A 15,133-nucleotide genomic window follows, 5' to 3' on the forward strand; every position below is an offset into this window, starting at 1 on the left:
ATCCACGGCAAGGGCCTGCAGTCAGATGGCGGTGCGCCGGTGCTGAAGAATCTGGTCGACCGCATGCTGCGCCAACGCAATGATGTGCTGGCCTTCCATTCGGCGCCGCCCACCCAGGGCGGCACCGGTGCGGTACTGGTACTGCTGGCCAACCGCTGAGTTGCGCGCGTGTGCTGCCACCTGGCCAGCCCACCCATCACCGTAGCCCGGGTAAGCGCAGCGCACCCGGGGCTGTTGGCTGGGAAGCTGAAAGACCTCCCGATCACTGTTCCCCGGGTGCGCTGCGCTTACCCGGGCTACATCGGGTGCAGAACGCTGCCGCTCCAAGGCGCCGCCCTTCGCCTACTGCAAAAGCGCGGGCGCCAACCGCTGCGCCAAGCCCGACCAGCGACTGGCATGGCGGGCCAGCGCCGCTTCGATCACCTCGGCGCTACCGGCCAGATGCAGACCATTTCGCGCGCGGGTGATGCCGGTGTACAGCAGCTCGCGGCTGAGCACGCGGTTATCGCGGCGTGGCAGCTGCAGCCAGACCTGGTCGAACTCCGAGCCCTGTGCCTTGTGCACGGTCATCGCGAAGGCGCTCTCGTGCAGCGGCAATGCCGCCGGGTGGAAGGCGCGCGGGTTGGCCGGGTCGTCGCCGGGGAACCAGGCGCTGATGCCGCTGCCATCACGCAGGCAGATGCCAACATCGCCGTTGAACAGCCGGTGGCGGTAGCTGTTCTCGCCAATGATCAGCAGACGACCGTGGAACCAACCTGGCCCCAGCGCGCGGCCACGGTTGCCTGCCAGCAGGTCTTCGATGCGGGCGTTGAGCCCGCGCGCGCCCTGCGGGCCTTCGCGCACGGCGGTGAGCAGGCGCATGCGGCCGGCCAGGGCCAACGCATCGGCCGGGCTGGCGGCATCGGCCAGTGACTGCCAGTAGTGCTGCAGCGGCTCGCGCCAGGCCTGCAGCGGATCGATATCGCCTTCGTGGAAATGCACGCCGGCCAGTTGCGCCTCGCGCAGCAAGGCCAATGCCTGCTCCGCATCGCCGTCGCGCATGGCATTGGCCAGTGGCGCCAGCTGCAGGGCTTCGCTCTGGCGGTAGCCGCGCTGCAGTTGCACGCGGGCCCCGGCGAAGTCGGAAGGCTTGGATTCAATTGCCTCGGCCGGCAGTTCGCCCAACAGTGTGCGCAGAGCTTCGGCATCGGCCGCGTTGCTGCGCTGGCCATCACCGGCGGCACGCAGGATGGCGCTGAGTACGTCGCCGGCTTCCACCGACGGCAACTGGTCGGGATCGCCGAGCAGCACCAGCCGGGTGCCCGGCGCGATTGCTTCGACCAGCTTGGTCATCAATGGCAGGTCGATCATCGAGGCTTCGTCGACCACGATGACGTCGTAGGGCAATGGGTTGTCGCCGTGGTGACGGAAGCGCGGGGAATCCGGGATCACGCCGAGCAAGCGATGCAAGGTGGTGCCGGTGCTGGGCAGCTGTTCGCACAGGGCGCTGTCGATACCGGCGGCCGGCAGCTTCTGCAGGGCGTGGCGCAGGCTTTCGGCCATGCGTTCGGCAGCGCGGCCGGTGGGTGCGGCCAGGGCGACGCGCGGGGCCGGCTGGTTTGCCGCCTGCGCCTGTGCGGCCAGCAGCACCAGCAGGCGGGTGATGGTGGTGGTCTTGCCGGTGCCGGGGCCGCCGGTGATCAGCAGCAGGTTGTGGCGCAGGGCGGTGGCTGCGGCTCTTGCTTGGTGGTCTGGAGCTCTACCCTCATCCGCCCTTCGGGCACCTTCTCCCGCTTGCGGGAGAAGGAAGAGATCCGGCTGCGCTGAGGTCTGTGAGTCTTGCGATGCCGCCTGCCCCGGAAACAAGCGCGCAAACACCTCCGCCAAGCCGGCAACATCGCCGCCAACAACCGGTGCCTGCCCGATCCGCTGCAAGCCCGTTGCCAAGCGGCGCTCGTACTCACGATAGCGGCGCAGGTACAGCAACCCGTTTTCCCAGACCAGCGGTGCCTGTTCCGACGCCGCGTTGTTATCCACAGCACTGGCTATCCACTTCGATGCCGCCAGCTGTGCAATCCACTCTTCGGCCACCGGCCATTCCACGCCGGCATCCACCAGCCGCTGCGGCTGGGTCGGATCAAAGCCGGCGTGGCCCTGCGATACCGCCAGCGACGCCAAGGCCGCCGCCGCCAGCACCGCATCCGGCGTGTCCGGGTCCAGGCGGCGCAGGCTCTGCGCCAGGGCATGATCCAGCGCGCGCAAGGCACCGGCTTTGTTCAATGCGGCCAGCAGGCTCATGCCTCGCCTCCCAGTCGTGCCAACAAGGCCGCGTGGCCGTCGCGGCCACCGGCAAACAATTCATCCACCGCGTGCACCAGTTCCGCGGCGAAGTTGTGCGCGTACAGGCCCGGCGATGGCGTGCGTGCTGCATCCAGGCCGCGGCAGAACAGGTAGCGGATGCCGCCGAAGTCACGCGCATAGTCGTAACCAGCACCGATGCGGAAGCGCAACCAACGATGCAGGGCCACGGTGTAGATCAGCGCCTGCAGGTCGTATTCGCTATGCCGCATGGCCGCGTCCAGCTGCGCTGGGGCGTAGTCGGGCAGGCGGTTGGATTTGTAGTCGAGCACATACCAACGCCCGTCGCGGACGTAGGTAAGGTCGATCTTGCCGGTCATCAGCCCTTCCAGCTGGCGGCGCAGGCCAAAGCCGTGGCGGCCTCGTACCACCCCGTGTGCATGCAACACGCGCAGCAGTGCCGGCACCGTGGTCGGCTGCATGGCGAAGTGGAACTCGATTTCGGCGCGGCGCTCACCCTCGTCCAGTGAATGCAGGGCGCCACCTTCGGGCAGGGTCACGGTCAGAGTCTGGCCGATCAGTTGGGTCAGCAGCGCTACGCCGTCGGCGATTTCTTCGTCGATATAGCCGTCGGCACGCATGGCTTTCTCGATGATCTCGCCCTGCCCCTCCGGTGCCGCATCGCCGGGCCGCCAGTCGCGCCAAGCGCCGAAGTCGACGTTTTCCAGCGCGGCATGCAGCACGTTGCCGAAGCGGCTGCCGGCAAAACGCGGATCGAATACTTCCGGCTGTGCGGTGCTAGCCTCACTGGCCGGTTCGGCATCCACATCGACCTGCGCCGGTTCGTCGGCAGCACCGCCGCTGTCTTCGGTAGAGGCGGCGGCGGTGTCGTGGCCGCCTTCGGCATGGGCCAGCTGGGTGAAGCTGTACACCCACCAGTCGTGCGGCACGCTGCGGCGTACGTCGCGCACCGGCGGCAAGGCCTGCTCACGCTCGGGTGGCAGCCGCGCCGGCACCGGGCCGGTGTCGCCTTCGATCACCGCGATGTCGGCATGCGCCGGCAAGCCCTGCAGCATCGGCCCCAGCCGCGAGCTGGCCAGCCCGGTCAATGCGCCGCCACTTATCCACAAGGCATGCTCGGCGCGGGTCAGGCCGACGTAGAGCAGGCGCGCGGTCTCGGCTTCTTCATCGGCGTTGACCTGCTGGCCGATGGCCTTCCAGTCCGGGTCTTCCTTGTCGATCTTCCAGTGCAGCACACGTTGTTCGCCATCGTGCACGGTGCGATGGTTGCTGCTGTCTGGCGCATTGGTGGCGATGCCGACGAAGGGCAGGTAGACCAGCGGATATTCCAGGCCCTTGCTCTTGTGCAGGGTGATGATCTGCACGCGGCGCGCGTCCGATTCCAGGCGCAGCAGCTGCGCTTCGTCGCCTTCGTCGGCGTGCGCGATCTGGGTTTGCAGCCAGTCCAGCAGGCCGTGCAGGCCGATGCTGCGGTTGCTGGCTTCCTGCAGGGTTTCGGCCAGCTGCAGGTAGTTGGTCAGGCGGCGCTCGCCGTCGATCAGCAGCAACAGGCGCTCGGCCTGTTCGGCGCACAGGTCCGACAGCAGGGCCAGCACGCCGCCGCGCTGCCAGCGCTCGCGCCATTGCAGCAGGCGCTCCTGGTGCAGGCGCTGTTGTTCGCCTTCGTATTCCATCGCGGCGATGCGGGCGGCACTCTCGCCCAGCAGCACGGTGGCCAACGCGGCGCGCAGGCGGCCTTCGTCGGCCGGTTGCAGCAGGGCCAGCAACAGCAGGCGCAGTTCGTGGGCTTCGGCGCTGGCAAACAGGCTCTGCTTGCCGGCGGCTACCGCCGGAATGCCCAGTGCAGCCAAGGCCTGCTGCACGCGCGAGGCTTCCTTGTGCGAGCGCACCAGCACGGCGATATCGCCCGGCTGCACCGGTTTGCCATCGACCAGCGCGCGGCCTTCGCGGGCGGCGCTGAGCACCCTGTGGATATCTGCAACACAAGCCGCGGTGGCGGCATCGCGCGAGGCGTCGGCCTTCAACGGTTTGCCATCGGCATCAGCGGCGATCAGCTGCAGGGTCAGCGCTGGGGCGGGTTTGCCGTCGAACAGATAGTCGGCGTCGCTGCGCTTGCTGCCCGGCAGGACTGGCTCGAACTGGATGCGTTCGTCGAGGAAGGCCTCGGGGCCGGCATTGTCGTACAGCGCCTGGATCGCGCGCAGCACGCCGGGACGCGAGCGGAAGTTGCGGTCCAGCGCCGGCGCCGCTTCGGCCAACGCTTTGGCCTGCAGATAGGTATGCACGTCGCCGCCACGGAAGCCGTAGATGGCCTGCTTGGGGTCGCCGATCAGGAACAGCGCGGCGGCCTCGTCGTCCGCGGCGAAGATGCGGCGGAAGATGTCCCACTGGCGCGGGTCGGTGTCCTGGAATTCGTCGACCAGCGCAAAGCGGTACTGCGCGCGCAGGCGTTCGGCCAGATGTGCGCCATGCGGGCCGTGCAGGGCATTGGCGACGTTGTCGATCAAATCGTCATAGGTCTGCTGGCGGCGCAGCTGCTTGAGCTTGGCCAGACGCTGGCGAACCTCGTCGCGCAGCTGGTGCAGCAGCACGATCGATTGCTGGCGCTGCCACTGCGTGACCTGCGCCAGTGCCTGCAGGTAGTCGGCAATCAGTGGCTGCAACGGCGATTGCGGGGTGCTGCCGGCCTTGGCCTTGTTGGTCTTGGCGGTGAGTGCCTCCAGCGTCAGCCGCTCCAGGCGTTCGTCCAGCTCGGCGCCCGGATCCGGATGGCGGCTCCACTGCAGCAGTTGCTGGAACAGCGGTTCGATCCAGTCGGGCTTGTAGCTGGCCTTGTTGAGGATGCCGCCATCAAGCGCGCCACGCAGCTGCTGCAGGTAGCTCTCGCCGTGTTCTTCAATGCTGGCGGCAAGACGCTGCGCGGCGCCGTCGCGGAAGGGGCGCGTGTCTTCGATCAGGGTCTGCGGTGGCTGTGGATAAAGCGGCAGCTCGGCGGCCAGCGCGGGCAGATCACGAGCCAGGGCATCGGGGCTTTTCCACAGGCCCAGCAAGGCCTCCAGATGCTCGCCCTGCCCTGCATGCAGGCGCCACAGGTCGGCCGCCAACTCGTCATGCAGCGCGCGGGTATTGGCCAACAGCTCGGGCGCGGCAAAGGTGTGGCCGCTCTCCAGCGCGTATTCGCCCAGCACCCGTGTGCAGAAGCCGTGGATGGTGAAGATCGAGGCCAGGTCGGTTTCTTCGGCGGCAATGCGCAGGCGCCGGCCCAGCTGGGCGGCGCTTTCCGTACCTTGCTGCAGGTGGCGTTGCAGGATGGCGCGGGTGAGCGTGGTTTCCGGGCTGTCGTCGTCTGCGGGCGTGCTGTCGACCACGCGCGCGGCCAGTTCCAACCGCTCGCGGATGCGCTTTCGCAGCTCCTGGGTGGCGGCATCGGTAAAGGTCACCGCCAGGATCTGGCCCATGCGCAGGCCCTGCTCCACCACCAAGCGGGTGAACAACGTGGCCAGGGTGAAGGTCTTGCCGGTGCCGGCGCTGGCCTCGATCAGGCGCAGACCATCCAGCGGCAGGTGCAGATAGGGATCGGATTGCAGCGCTTCAGTGCTCATGCGCCAGCTCCGGTGACAGCATCGGTTTCGTCGTCAAAATCGGGCAATGCGCGGCCCTCGCGCAGGGCGGTAAATATCAACAAGGCGTTGTGGATAAACCTGTGTGTAGTGACCGGCGAAGCAAACGGATCGCGGCCGCGCAGGGCCAGTTGCAGGGCTTCGCCATTGCGCTCGCCCCAGCTGTGTTCGCTGCCGAACCAGCGCGCCTGGGCGGCGCTTTCACGTTTGTCATCGGCAGCGTTGTAGACCTCCCAGCCGGTGTACGGGGCAAACAGCAGCGGTTGCTGCATGCCTTCAGAACGTAGCTGCAGCAAGGCTTTCAAGGCTGTTTTTGCGGTTTCAGACGACAGCTCCGGCAGCTGGTGCGGGCCATAGCCGGCCTGGCCGTTGTCATGGAACTGCAGCATCGCCGACGGTGTTCCCGCTGCATTGGCCAACAGCCAATCCAGGCCGCCGCGCAGCACATAGGCCACACCTGCGGCACCGGCATGCAGGCGCACCAGCCCCTGTGGATGGATTTGATCGACACGCCCATGCAGGCGCACGCCATCCAGCTCCACTTCGTAGCGTTGCGAGTCCAGCGGCTGGCCGTCGTACCACTGCGAAAACGCCTCCGCACAGGGACGGATGCGGCTGAGCATGCGTTCGAACTGTTGCCGTCCCAATGCGCCTGATGGCAACAAAGCGCGGGCACGCAGGCGCTGGTACAGGCCGGCTTCGCGGCCCTGCAGCAGCGCGCTGAGCACATGCTGCTGCAATGAGGAGTGCAGGCGGCCACCGCCGGGCACCAGCAGCGGCTCGATGTCTTCGCTGTCGTCGATTTCGCCCGCCAGGCGCAAACCCAGGCGCTGGCTGAGGAACTGCCCGGCCGGATCGCTGAGGAAACGCCGCAGTGCGTCCAGCGACAGGCTGTCGTCGTTGAGCGCGCTGGGCAGCGGTGCGTCCAGCGGGCCATCGAACCACGGTGCCAGGCGCTGGCGGCTGCCGCCGACCGCACTGGCGGCCGGGTGCCATTGGCGCCGGTAGCTGAAACGCCGTGGTTCGCCATCGCCACCAAACGCGGCCGGGGCGAATGGCTGCAGCGGGTGGCGCACCACCAACTGCTTGCGGGCAGCGGTGGGATCCTGGTGATAGGCGGCCGCCGCATTGACCAGTTCGCTGACCAGCACCGACGGCTCACGCACGCTGCCGTCGCGGGCATCGGCGCCCAGATAGCTCAGGTAGAACACTTCCTGGGCGGAGGCGAACAACTGCAGGAACAGGAAGCGGTCGTCCTCGCGCAGCGAGCGATCGCCATAACGGCGGCGCTCGGTGCCGAGTTCGGCGGTAAGCCGGCTCAGGCCGGCGGCCGGGTCGCGGCGGGGGAAATCGCCATCGTTCAAACCCAATACGCAGATCACCCGGAACGGCAGCAGGCGCATCGGCACCATGCGGCCGAAACTGATGCCGCCGGTGAGCAGCGGCGCGCGCGTATCGGCCTCGGACAATACCGAGGCGAAATGCGCACGCACCACTTCGGCCGGCACCGGCGCATCGAAGCCGGCCTTGTTGGCCTCCTCGGCAAACTCGTTGACCAGTTTGCGCAGCCGGTCCAGCGCGCGCACGGCGGACGGCTCGCTCGGGTTTTCAGGCAGCAGTGCGTTCAACAGGCCGAGCAGGCGCTCACGCCATTGGTTGGGGCTCAGGGCTTCGGCCAGGGTCTTCTGGTGGCGGGCCAGCACCCGCAACAGGCGGATCAGCGCATCCAGCGCGGCCAGGCCGCCGCCTTCCAGTTCCGGCCAAGGGGCGACACCGCCGATGTCCTCATCGCTGCCGCTGGCGTGGCCGAGCAGCAGCCGGTCCAGCGCGAACTGCCAGGTGTAGGCATCGTCGGCCGGCGCCTGATGCTGCTGGCGGTGCCTGGCATCCAGCCCCCAGCGCGCGCCGGCCGCCTGCAACCAGGCATGCAGGCGTTCGAAGGCCGCCGCATCCAGGCCGGAGGCGGCCGCCAACGGTGCGCTGGCCAGCAGGTCGAGGATTTCATTGAGGCCAAAACGCGATACCGGCAGGCCCAACAGCTGCACGAAGACCTCGGCCAGCGGCTCGCCCTGCAGCGGGCTGGCATCGGCCAGCGCCCAGGGAATATGCGCATCGTTGCCGCCACGGCCGCCGAACACCGATTCCAGGTACGGCACGTAGGGATCGATATCCGGCGCCAACACGGCGATTTCGCGCGGCTGCAGCGGCGGATCGAAGCGCGGGTCTTCCAGCAGCGCGCGCAGTTGCTCGTGCAGCACCTGCATCTCGCGCAGACGGGTGTGGCAGGCGTGGATCTGGATGCTGGGGTCGTCCAGCCGCAAGGCCTCGAGCAGCGGTGGCGAGGGCAGCGCGCGGCGATGGAACAGGTCGGCCTGCAGGCGATGCAGCAGGCTGTCGCCAAGGCCACCTGCATCCAGGCCGGGCACCGGGATGCTTTCCGGATCGACATAGGCGGCGATTTCGCCACTGGGGTGAACCACTTCGTAATCACCCAGCACCGCCATGAAGTCGCGGCCAGCTTCGCCCCAGGCCTGCAGCAGCGGGTTCTCGCCGGCCTCGATGCCGAACGGCTCGGCCAGCCCGCTGCGCAGTTTTTCCTTCAAGGTCTGCAGGTCGCCCCAGTAGGAGCGGGTCGGCGTCGGCATATAGAAGTGCAGCGTGCCGACCCGCGCCTGGGTAGCGATCACCCGCAGCACGTCCGGCGAGACATTGAGCGTGGCGAAGGCGAACAGCCGCTGCGGCAGGCCCTGCGGCAAGGGCTGGTGCTCGCCTTCGAAGCGGGCCAGATAGTCGTTGATGCGGCGCGCGCGGTAATTCTGGCCACCGGCGATATGCCGCCACAGGATGGCCTGCGGGTCGTCCGGCTCGGCACCGTCCTCCCAGCGCAGCAGCCAATCGCGGCGCCAGGCCTGGTACTTCTCGAACACCCCACCCAACTCGGCCGCCAGCGCCCAGGGCCGCAGCGGATCGTCGCGGTCCAGGTAGGCGCGCAGCCCGGCCATCGCCGGTTTCTGCATCACGGTGCTGTCGGTCAACGCCCCATACAGCCGCCAGTGCAGGCCCGTGGCGCCCAGGTCATCGCGCTCACCGGGCACATTGGCCTTCAGCGCCTTGGCGACGAACTCACCGGGGGTCAGGAATTCGAGGTTGGCCGACACCCCGTACTCGGCCGCCAGGGTGGACTGCAACCAGCGCCGCATCGCCACCTGCGGGATCAGCACGATATCGGCGGCCAACAAGGGCTGGCCTGACGCCGGCTCACGCAGCGCGTGGGCCAACAGCTGGGCCAACACGTCCAGGGCATTGGAGTGGTACAGGCGGAAATCGGGGGCATTGCTCATCGCGCCATCTTGCCGCAGTGGGATGGTTTCGACGAGTGATCCGCGGGGTATGTCGTGGAAGAGCGGCTGGGTTGCGGCGCTTGGCAGCTATGTCTGACAGCAAGCTGCCGCAGTGGCTTGCCGGTTCAAACAATGTCCAGCCGGCGCGGCGGAGTGATCAAACATCAATCTTCTGATGAAACACCAAGAATCAAACGGCAGGTCAGGTTCAAAACTCCACTCCACGGACGACGCCGTCCATCAACCCTTTACTTCGATCGAAGAGATCAATTTGATGACGTTACCTGGCCTCCACAACCTGCAGTGTCGTCGCTACAAATACCGAATCCGAAGCGGAGAGCATCGGTGTCAGATCGAAAGAAAATCGAACTGTCAGATCTACCGGTTTCAAGGCAAATCGGTTTATCGAATCTGGCGCTACCAGCCAAGGGATTCGAACCGCTTCGCCAGGAGAGAGAACTTGCACCTGTTTGGCCAAAGTTGAACTGGGTGGTCCCATGCACAGTCGGCTCTCCTTTCCCGAGTGATTGTCCACAAGGATCACCTTTGGTTCGCGCCTGCGGTAGTAATCGATTGGCAGCGACACTGGCTCCTCGCTCGCGTTGAACAGCTCCAACTCCACGTGGATCATCTCACCGGTAAATGGGCAGGGTTTGCCGCCAGGGCAATGAGCGCGCAGCTCAATCATGGAAGCAGTCTGCCCGCTATGCGCGGACAAGGGCAGCAATAGAATCAGGATCAAGAAGAGACGACGCACACGACCTCCCGGCTTGGCGCAGCCGCAACGGGCTTTGTCACCATGGTGTGCGAGCGGCTGGGCATTGATCACCGGTGATGATGGATCCCGGGCTGTGGCGGGCGCAGATGACGCGGTCACCGATGCGGGCGACCGCGTGGCCGTCGATATCGGTCTGTGGCGAGCCGGTCAATACCGAGCCACCGGCTTGCAGGGCATCGCCCACTACGATCAGCGTCCTTGCCATCGTGCTCGGCCCCTCCGTGGCCGGTGCGTTGATTGCAGTCGGGCTCGACCTTAGTGGCCTGGCTCTTGATCAAGAATGGGATATGTCTGGAAGTGGCTGTCCCTGCAGCACGGTCGGTCACCGCGATGGCGGCAGGTGGACGTAGGGACTGTCCCGACAGCCGGACCCCTCACGCTCTGTGCACAGCTTCCGGACGCCGATTCGACCACTGGGGGGACAGTGTGTTGCCACCAATACCGACCTGCGGCGCATGCCGGGAGGCGCGCGGGATGCGACAATACTGCACGGTCCAGTACGCTTATGTTCAGGCGCGGCTGGCAATCCTAGAACGTTGGTTTTCCGTTAAAGGCCACCATGCCCTCAGCTCGGACTCCCTTGGTGCAGTTGTCCAACGTGCGAATCGATCGCGGCGGACGCACCATTCTGCGCGATGTTTCGCTGCAGGTACCGCAAGGCAGCATCACCGCCGTGTTGGGCCCGTCGGGCAGTGGCAAGTCAACCATGTTGGCGGCATTGACCGGTGAGCTGCGGCCCATCTCCGGCACCGTGCAGTTGTTTGGTCGGGATATCCCGCACGGCAACCGTGAGCTGCTGGAGATGCGCAAGAACGTTGGCGTGCTGCTGCAGGGCAACGGTCTGCTGACCGACCTGAGCGTGGCCGACAACGTGGCGCTGCCGCTGCGGGCACATACCAGGCTGCCCGAGCCGGTGCTGCGGCGCCTGGTACAGATGAAGCTGCATGCGGTGGGCCTGCTGGCCGCTGCCGATGCCTGGCCGCGTGAGCTGTCCGGCGGCATGGCGCGCCGCGTCGCGTTGGCCCGCGCCTTGGCGCTGGACCCGCCGTTGATGATCTACGACGAGCCGCTGACCGGGCTGGACCCGATCGCCTCGGGCGTGATCATGAGCCTGATCCAGCGTTTGAACGACAGCCTGGGCCTGACCAGCATCATCGTCAGCCACCATGTGCATGAAACCCTGCCGATCTGCGATCAGGCGGTGGTGATCGCCAATGGCGGCATCGTGTTCTCTGGTACTCCGGACGAACTGCAGGCCAGCACCGACCCGCTGGTGCGGCAGTTCCTGCACGGCGAGCCGGACGGCCCGATCCCGTTTGATGCGCCCACGCGCAATTACGGGTTGGAGAACGCGTGATGCTGACGCTGCGCGAAATGCGTGATTCCTGCCCCCTCTCCTGCGCAGCGGGAGAGGGATGGGGTGAGGGCGCTCTTGAAGGCGCTTTTGAAGCTGGTGTTGCCAAAGCTGCCCTCATCCGCCCTTCGGGCACCTTCTCCCGTAAACGGGAGAAGGTATCGTCACCCAGCAATGCTGGTGCTTTTGGAGCCGCTTGCTGATGCCCTTCACCTCCTCCATCCGCTCGCTGGGCCGTGCCGGGCTGTTTTCGCTGACGGTGCTGCGCGGTTCCCTGCCGACCCGTGACTTCCTGGCCGAGCTGACCCGCGAGATCTACAAGATCGGTGCACGTTCGCTGCCGATCATCGCCGTTGGCGGCGCGTTTGTCGGCTTGGTGCTGACCCTGCAGGGCTATCGCACGCTGACCACCTTTGGTGCCTCCGATGCGCTGTCCACCCTGCTCGGCCTGTCGCTGTACCGCGAACTGGCACCGGTGCTGACCGCGCTGCTGTTCATCGGCCGCGCCGGCAGCTCGATCGCCGCCGAGCTGGGGCTGATGCGCGCCACCGACCAGATCAAGGCGCTGGAGCTGATGGCCATCGATCCGATCGCCAAGGCAGTTGCGCCGCGCTTCTGGGCGGCAGTGCTGACCGTGCCGTTGCTGACCGGCATCTTCTGCTCGCTGGCCATCGCCGGTGGTTACTTCGAAGCGGTACACATCCTGGGCCAGGACAACGGCACGTTCTGGTCGGGGCTGCGTGGCAGCGTCGATTTCTGGGACGACTTTGCGGTGGCCCTGCTCAAGTCGGCGATCTTCGGCGGTACCGCGGCGCTGGTCGCGGCCTATGTTGGCTTCCACGCCGAGCCGACCATCGAAGGCACCTCGGTGGCCACCACCCGCGCCGTTGTAAATGCCTCGTTGCTGGTGCTGATGTTCAACTTCGTGTTGTCGGCACTGCTGTTTCAATGATGCGATTTCTTCGCAGAAGCCCGCGCATCCGTGTGCGGGGCGTCAATAAAAACCCGAACAATCCGCTTCGCACCGCGAAGCAACAGCTGGATCAGGAGTGAGACACAACATGGCCATCCGTGGACCCAGACTCGAATTTTCCGTCGGCGCCTTCCTGCTGCTGGCCCTGGCTTCGTTGCTGGTGCTGGCCGTGGCCTCCACCAACCAGCGCTTCGGCATGGGCGGTGGCGACTATGAATTGAAGGCACGCTTCAGCCAGATCGGGCAGCTGCGCAAGCAGGCGCCAGTGAAGGTTGGCGGTGTGACCATCGGCCAAGTAGCTGACATTCAGCTCGACCCGACTAAATACGATTCCATCGTGACCCTGTCGCTGGACAGCAAGTTCAAGGATCTGCCCGCCGACACCTCCGCCGGCATCTTCACCAGCGGTCTGTTGGGCGAAAGCTACATCGGCCTGCAGCCGGGCGGCGATCCGGATGTATTGAAGTCCGGCGATGAAATCGTCTTCACCCAGCCGGCGGTGGACCTACTGCAGCTGGTAGGCAAGTACATGTTCAGCGGTGGCGGCAACACCGGCGCTGCTGGCAATGACACCCACGGCGCAGACGCGCCCGCTACGGAACCGCAACCATGAAAGTGAAACTGCTTACCGCCGTGCTCGCTGCGGCCCTGCTGGCCACCGCGCCGTCGGTCACGCTGGCGCAGGCGCGCCCGGCCGCAACCGCCGCGCAGCCTTCGGCCGCCGCCCGCACCGTGCTGGATTCCAGCACCCGCATCATCAACGCCCTGCAGACCCGTCGCGCCGAGTTCCGCGCCAATCCGGCAACGCTGCGCAGCTACATCGATGGTGAGCTGAGCCGCGCCTTCGACCGCGACTACGCTGCCCGCCTGGTATTGGGTGTGCACGGCCGCGGTGCTGCCGATGCCGACGTCAAGCTGTTCGCCGATGCCATGGCCGACAACCTGATGTCGCGCTACGGCTCGGCCCTGCTCGATATCCAGGGCAAGCCCAGCTTCCGTTACAAGAGCGAGCAGCCGCTGCCGGGCAACCGCGGCGTCAAGGTGTCCACCGAACTGGTGCGCGCTGGCAGCGAGCCGACCCCGGTCGAGTACCTGATGCGCAACGTCGATGGCCAGTGGAAGATCTTCGACGTGATGATCGAAGGCATCTCCTACGTGCAGACCTTCAAGAACCAGTTCGATGCACCGCTGCGACAGAAGTCGATCAAGCAGGTGGCCACCGAACTGCGCAGCGGCAGCATGCAGGCCAACGCCGGCCCGGCTCCCCGTGGCAAGTAAAGCCAGCTTCCGCACCGATGGCGACACCCTGCTGCTGGCAGGCGTGATCGACCGCGCGGCGGTGGTTGCACTGTGGCCGCAGCTGGCGCGTGGGCTTGGCCCCGTACGCCAGCTCGATCTGCAGGCAGTGGAGCGCATCGACAGTGCCGGCCTGGCTTTGTTGGGTGAGCTTGCTGCACGGCTGCGCGCACAAGGTGACGGCAACGTCAGCGGTGCGCCGGCTGGACTGGACGAATTGTGTGCAGCCTACCGGCTCTCACCGTCCCTTGATTTCAACGCCTCCTCAGCAGGAAGCTGACATGAAACTTTTCCGCACCCTTCTCCTTCTGCTCGCCGTGGCCCTGCTTGCGGCCTGTGCCGGCAAGCCGGCGCGCGATGCCATGCCGGCAACCACGCTGGTTGCACCGGCGGCCACCGAACAGGCAGCCGACACCGCCGCAGCGGCCCCCGCTCCGACGCAGGACACGGCCAGCACCAGCAGCGATGCGCCGCAGGACAATGCCACTGCCAGTGCCAGCGATGCCACCGCACCGACCGGCGCCGAAGACGACTTCGCCGCGCTTTACGGCGGCCCGGCACCGGGCAGCGAAGGCCAGGACGGCGCGGCTGGCGCCAGCATGACCTACGACCCGTGGGAGAAGTACAACCGCGGCGTGCACCGCTTCAACAATGCGGTTGACCGCACGGTCGCACGCCCGCTGGCCACCGCCTATGTCAACGTGGTGCCGCAGTTCGCGCGTACCGGCGTGAGCAACTTCTTCAGCAACCTGCGTTCGCCGTTGACCATGGTCAACCAGCTGCTGCAGGGCCATGCCGACGATGCCTGGGACACGCTGGGGCGGTTCCTGATGAACTCCACCTTCGGTATTGGTGGCCTGTTCGATCCGGCCAGCAAGGCCATGGTGCCCAAGCGCAGCGAAGACTTCGGCCAAACCCTGGGCGCGTGGGGCTGGCGTCGTTCGCGCTACGTGGAGCTGCCGTTCTTCGGCCCGCGCACCGTGCGTGACGTATTCGGCCTGGCCGGTGATATCCCGCTGTCGCCGATGCGTCAGATCGAGATGGACAAGGTCCGCATCGGCTTGCAGGGCCTGCAGCTGGTGGACATGCGTGCACAGCTGATGGCCGTGGATTCGCTGCGTGACACCGCGGTGGACGAATACGCATTGACCCGCGATGCCTGGCTGCAGCGCCGCACCTACCAGATCGAAAAAGATCTGCGCCACGGCGGCAAGCGCGACGACGACGACCAGACCCCGATTCCGGTCGACGCGATGCCGATGCCGAACTGGGGCGACTGATCCTGGTTGTTGCTGGTTGGTACTCAGCAACATACGAAGAGCCCGGGGAAACCCGGGCTTTTTGTTTGCTTCTATTTTTTGTGTGAGCGGTGTCAACCGCGAAGCTGACGGATCAGCAGATCGCGGTTGGATCCGGTCGCCAAGCAATGTCAGCTTCGCGGCTGACACCGCTCCCACAAGAACACATCAGCCG

Annotated in this window: 12 protein-coding genes; 7 read left to right on the plus strand and 5 right to left on the minus strand. The window is 66.3% G+C overall.

Going from position 1 to position 15,133, the window contains the following annotated elements:
• On the plus strand, positions 1-159 hold a 159-nt coding region (locus ABB27_RS16360; protein WP_211263728.1), incomplete at its 5' end, for a Smr/MutS family protein.
• Positions 160-342: 183 nt separating this feature from the next.
• Here the strand turns inward: ABB27_RS16360 and recD are convergent.
• The 5 genes from recD to ABB27_RS20390 all read right to left on the minus strand — a co-directional run bounded on the left by recD (position 343) and on the right by ABB27_RS20390 (position 10,242).
• Positions 343-2,277, minus strand: a complete 1,935-nt coding sequence (recD, locus tag ABB27_RS16365; protein WP_057629899.1) for an exodeoxyribonuclease V subunit alpha — start codon at positions 2,275-2,277, stop codon at positions 343-345.
• A complete protein-coding gene (locus tag ABB27_RS16370) occupies positions 2,274-5,900 on the minus strand; it encodes a UvrD-helicase domain-containing protein (protein WP_057629902.1) in 3,627 nt (1,208 codons plus the stop codon). Before ABB27_RS16370 ends, recD begins: the two co-directional genes overlap by 4 nt.
• Positions 5,897-9,259, minus strand: coding sequence for an exodeoxyribonuclease V subunit gamma (gene recC / locus ABB27_RS16375; protein WP_057629903.1), 3,363 nt, complete (start codon positions 9,257-9,259; stop codon positions 5,897-5,899). Before recC ends, ABB27_RS16370 begins: the two co-directional genes overlap by 4 nt.
• Positions 9,260-9,539: 280 nt before the next feature.
• Positions 9,540-9,947, minus strand: coding sequence for a hypothetical protein (locus ABB27_RS20385; protein ID WP_244479257.1), 408 nt, complete (start codon positions 9,945-9,947; stop codon positions 9,540-9,542).
• A gap of 106 nt (positions 9,948-10,053) precedes the next feature.
• On the minus strand, positions 10,054-10,242 hold the full coding sequence (locus ABB27_RS20390; protein ID WP_244479258.1) for a PAAR domain-containing protein: 189 nt from the start codon (positions 10,240-10,242) through the stop codon (positions 10,054-10,056).
• A 354-nt stretch (positions 10,243-10,596) separates the two neighbouring features.
• Between ABB27_RS20390 and ABB27_RS16385 the strand changes: the two genes are divergently transcribed.
• The 6 genes from ABB27_RS16385 to ABB27_RS16410 all read left to right on the plus strand — a co-directional run bounded on the left by ABB27_RS16385 (position 10,597) and on the right by ABB27_RS16410 (position 14,940).
• Complete coding sequence (locus tag ABB27_RS16385) at positions 10,597-11,394, plus strand: ABC transporter ATP-binding protein (protein ID WP_057629905.1); 798 nt, start codon at positions 10,597-10,599, stop codon at positions 11,392-11,394.
• Between the two features lie 199 nt (positions 11,395-11,593).
• Positions 11,594-12,343, plus strand: coding sequence for an MlaE family lipid ABC transporter permease subunit (locus tag ABB27_RS16390; protein WP_057629957.1), 750 nt, complete (start codon positions 11,594-11,596; stop codon positions 12,341-12,343).
• Positions 12,344-12,452: 109 nt separating this feature from the next.
• Positions 12,453-12,977: an outer membrane lipid asymmetry maintenance protein MlaD gene (mlaD, locus tag ABB27_RS16395; RefSeq protein ID WP_057629907.1), complete on the plus strand. Its 525-nt coding sequence runs from the start codon at positions 12,453-12,455 to the stop codon at positions 12,975-12,977.
• A complete protein-coding gene (locus tag ABB27_RS16400) occupies positions 12,974-13,642 on the plus strand; it encodes an MlaC/ttg2D family ABC transporter substrate-binding protein (protein WP_057629910.1) in 669 nt (222 codons plus the stop codon). Before mlaD ends, ABB27_RS16400 begins: the two co-directional genes overlap by 4 nt.
• Complete coding sequence (locus ABB27_RS16405) at positions 13,632-13,940, plus strand: STAS domain-containing protein (protein ID WP_057629912.1); 309 nt, start codon at positions 13,632-13,634, stop codon at positions 13,938-13,940. Before ABB27_RS16400 ends, ABB27_RS16405 begins: the two co-directional genes overlap by 11 nt.
• A 1-nt stretch (position 13,941) precedes the next feature.
• On the plus strand, positions 13,942-14,940 hold the full coding sequence (locus ABB27_RS16410) for an MlaA family lipoprotein (protein WP_057629914.1): 999 nt from the start codon (positions 13,942-13,944) through the stop codon (positions 14,938-14,940).
• Positions 14,941-15,133: the final 193 nt, after the last annotated feature.

Source organism: Stenotrophomonas terrae, from assembly GCF_001431465.1.
GTDB lineage: Bacteria > Pseudomonadota > Gammaproteobacteria > Xanthomonadales > Xanthomonadaceae > Stenotrophomonas > Stenotrophomonas terrae.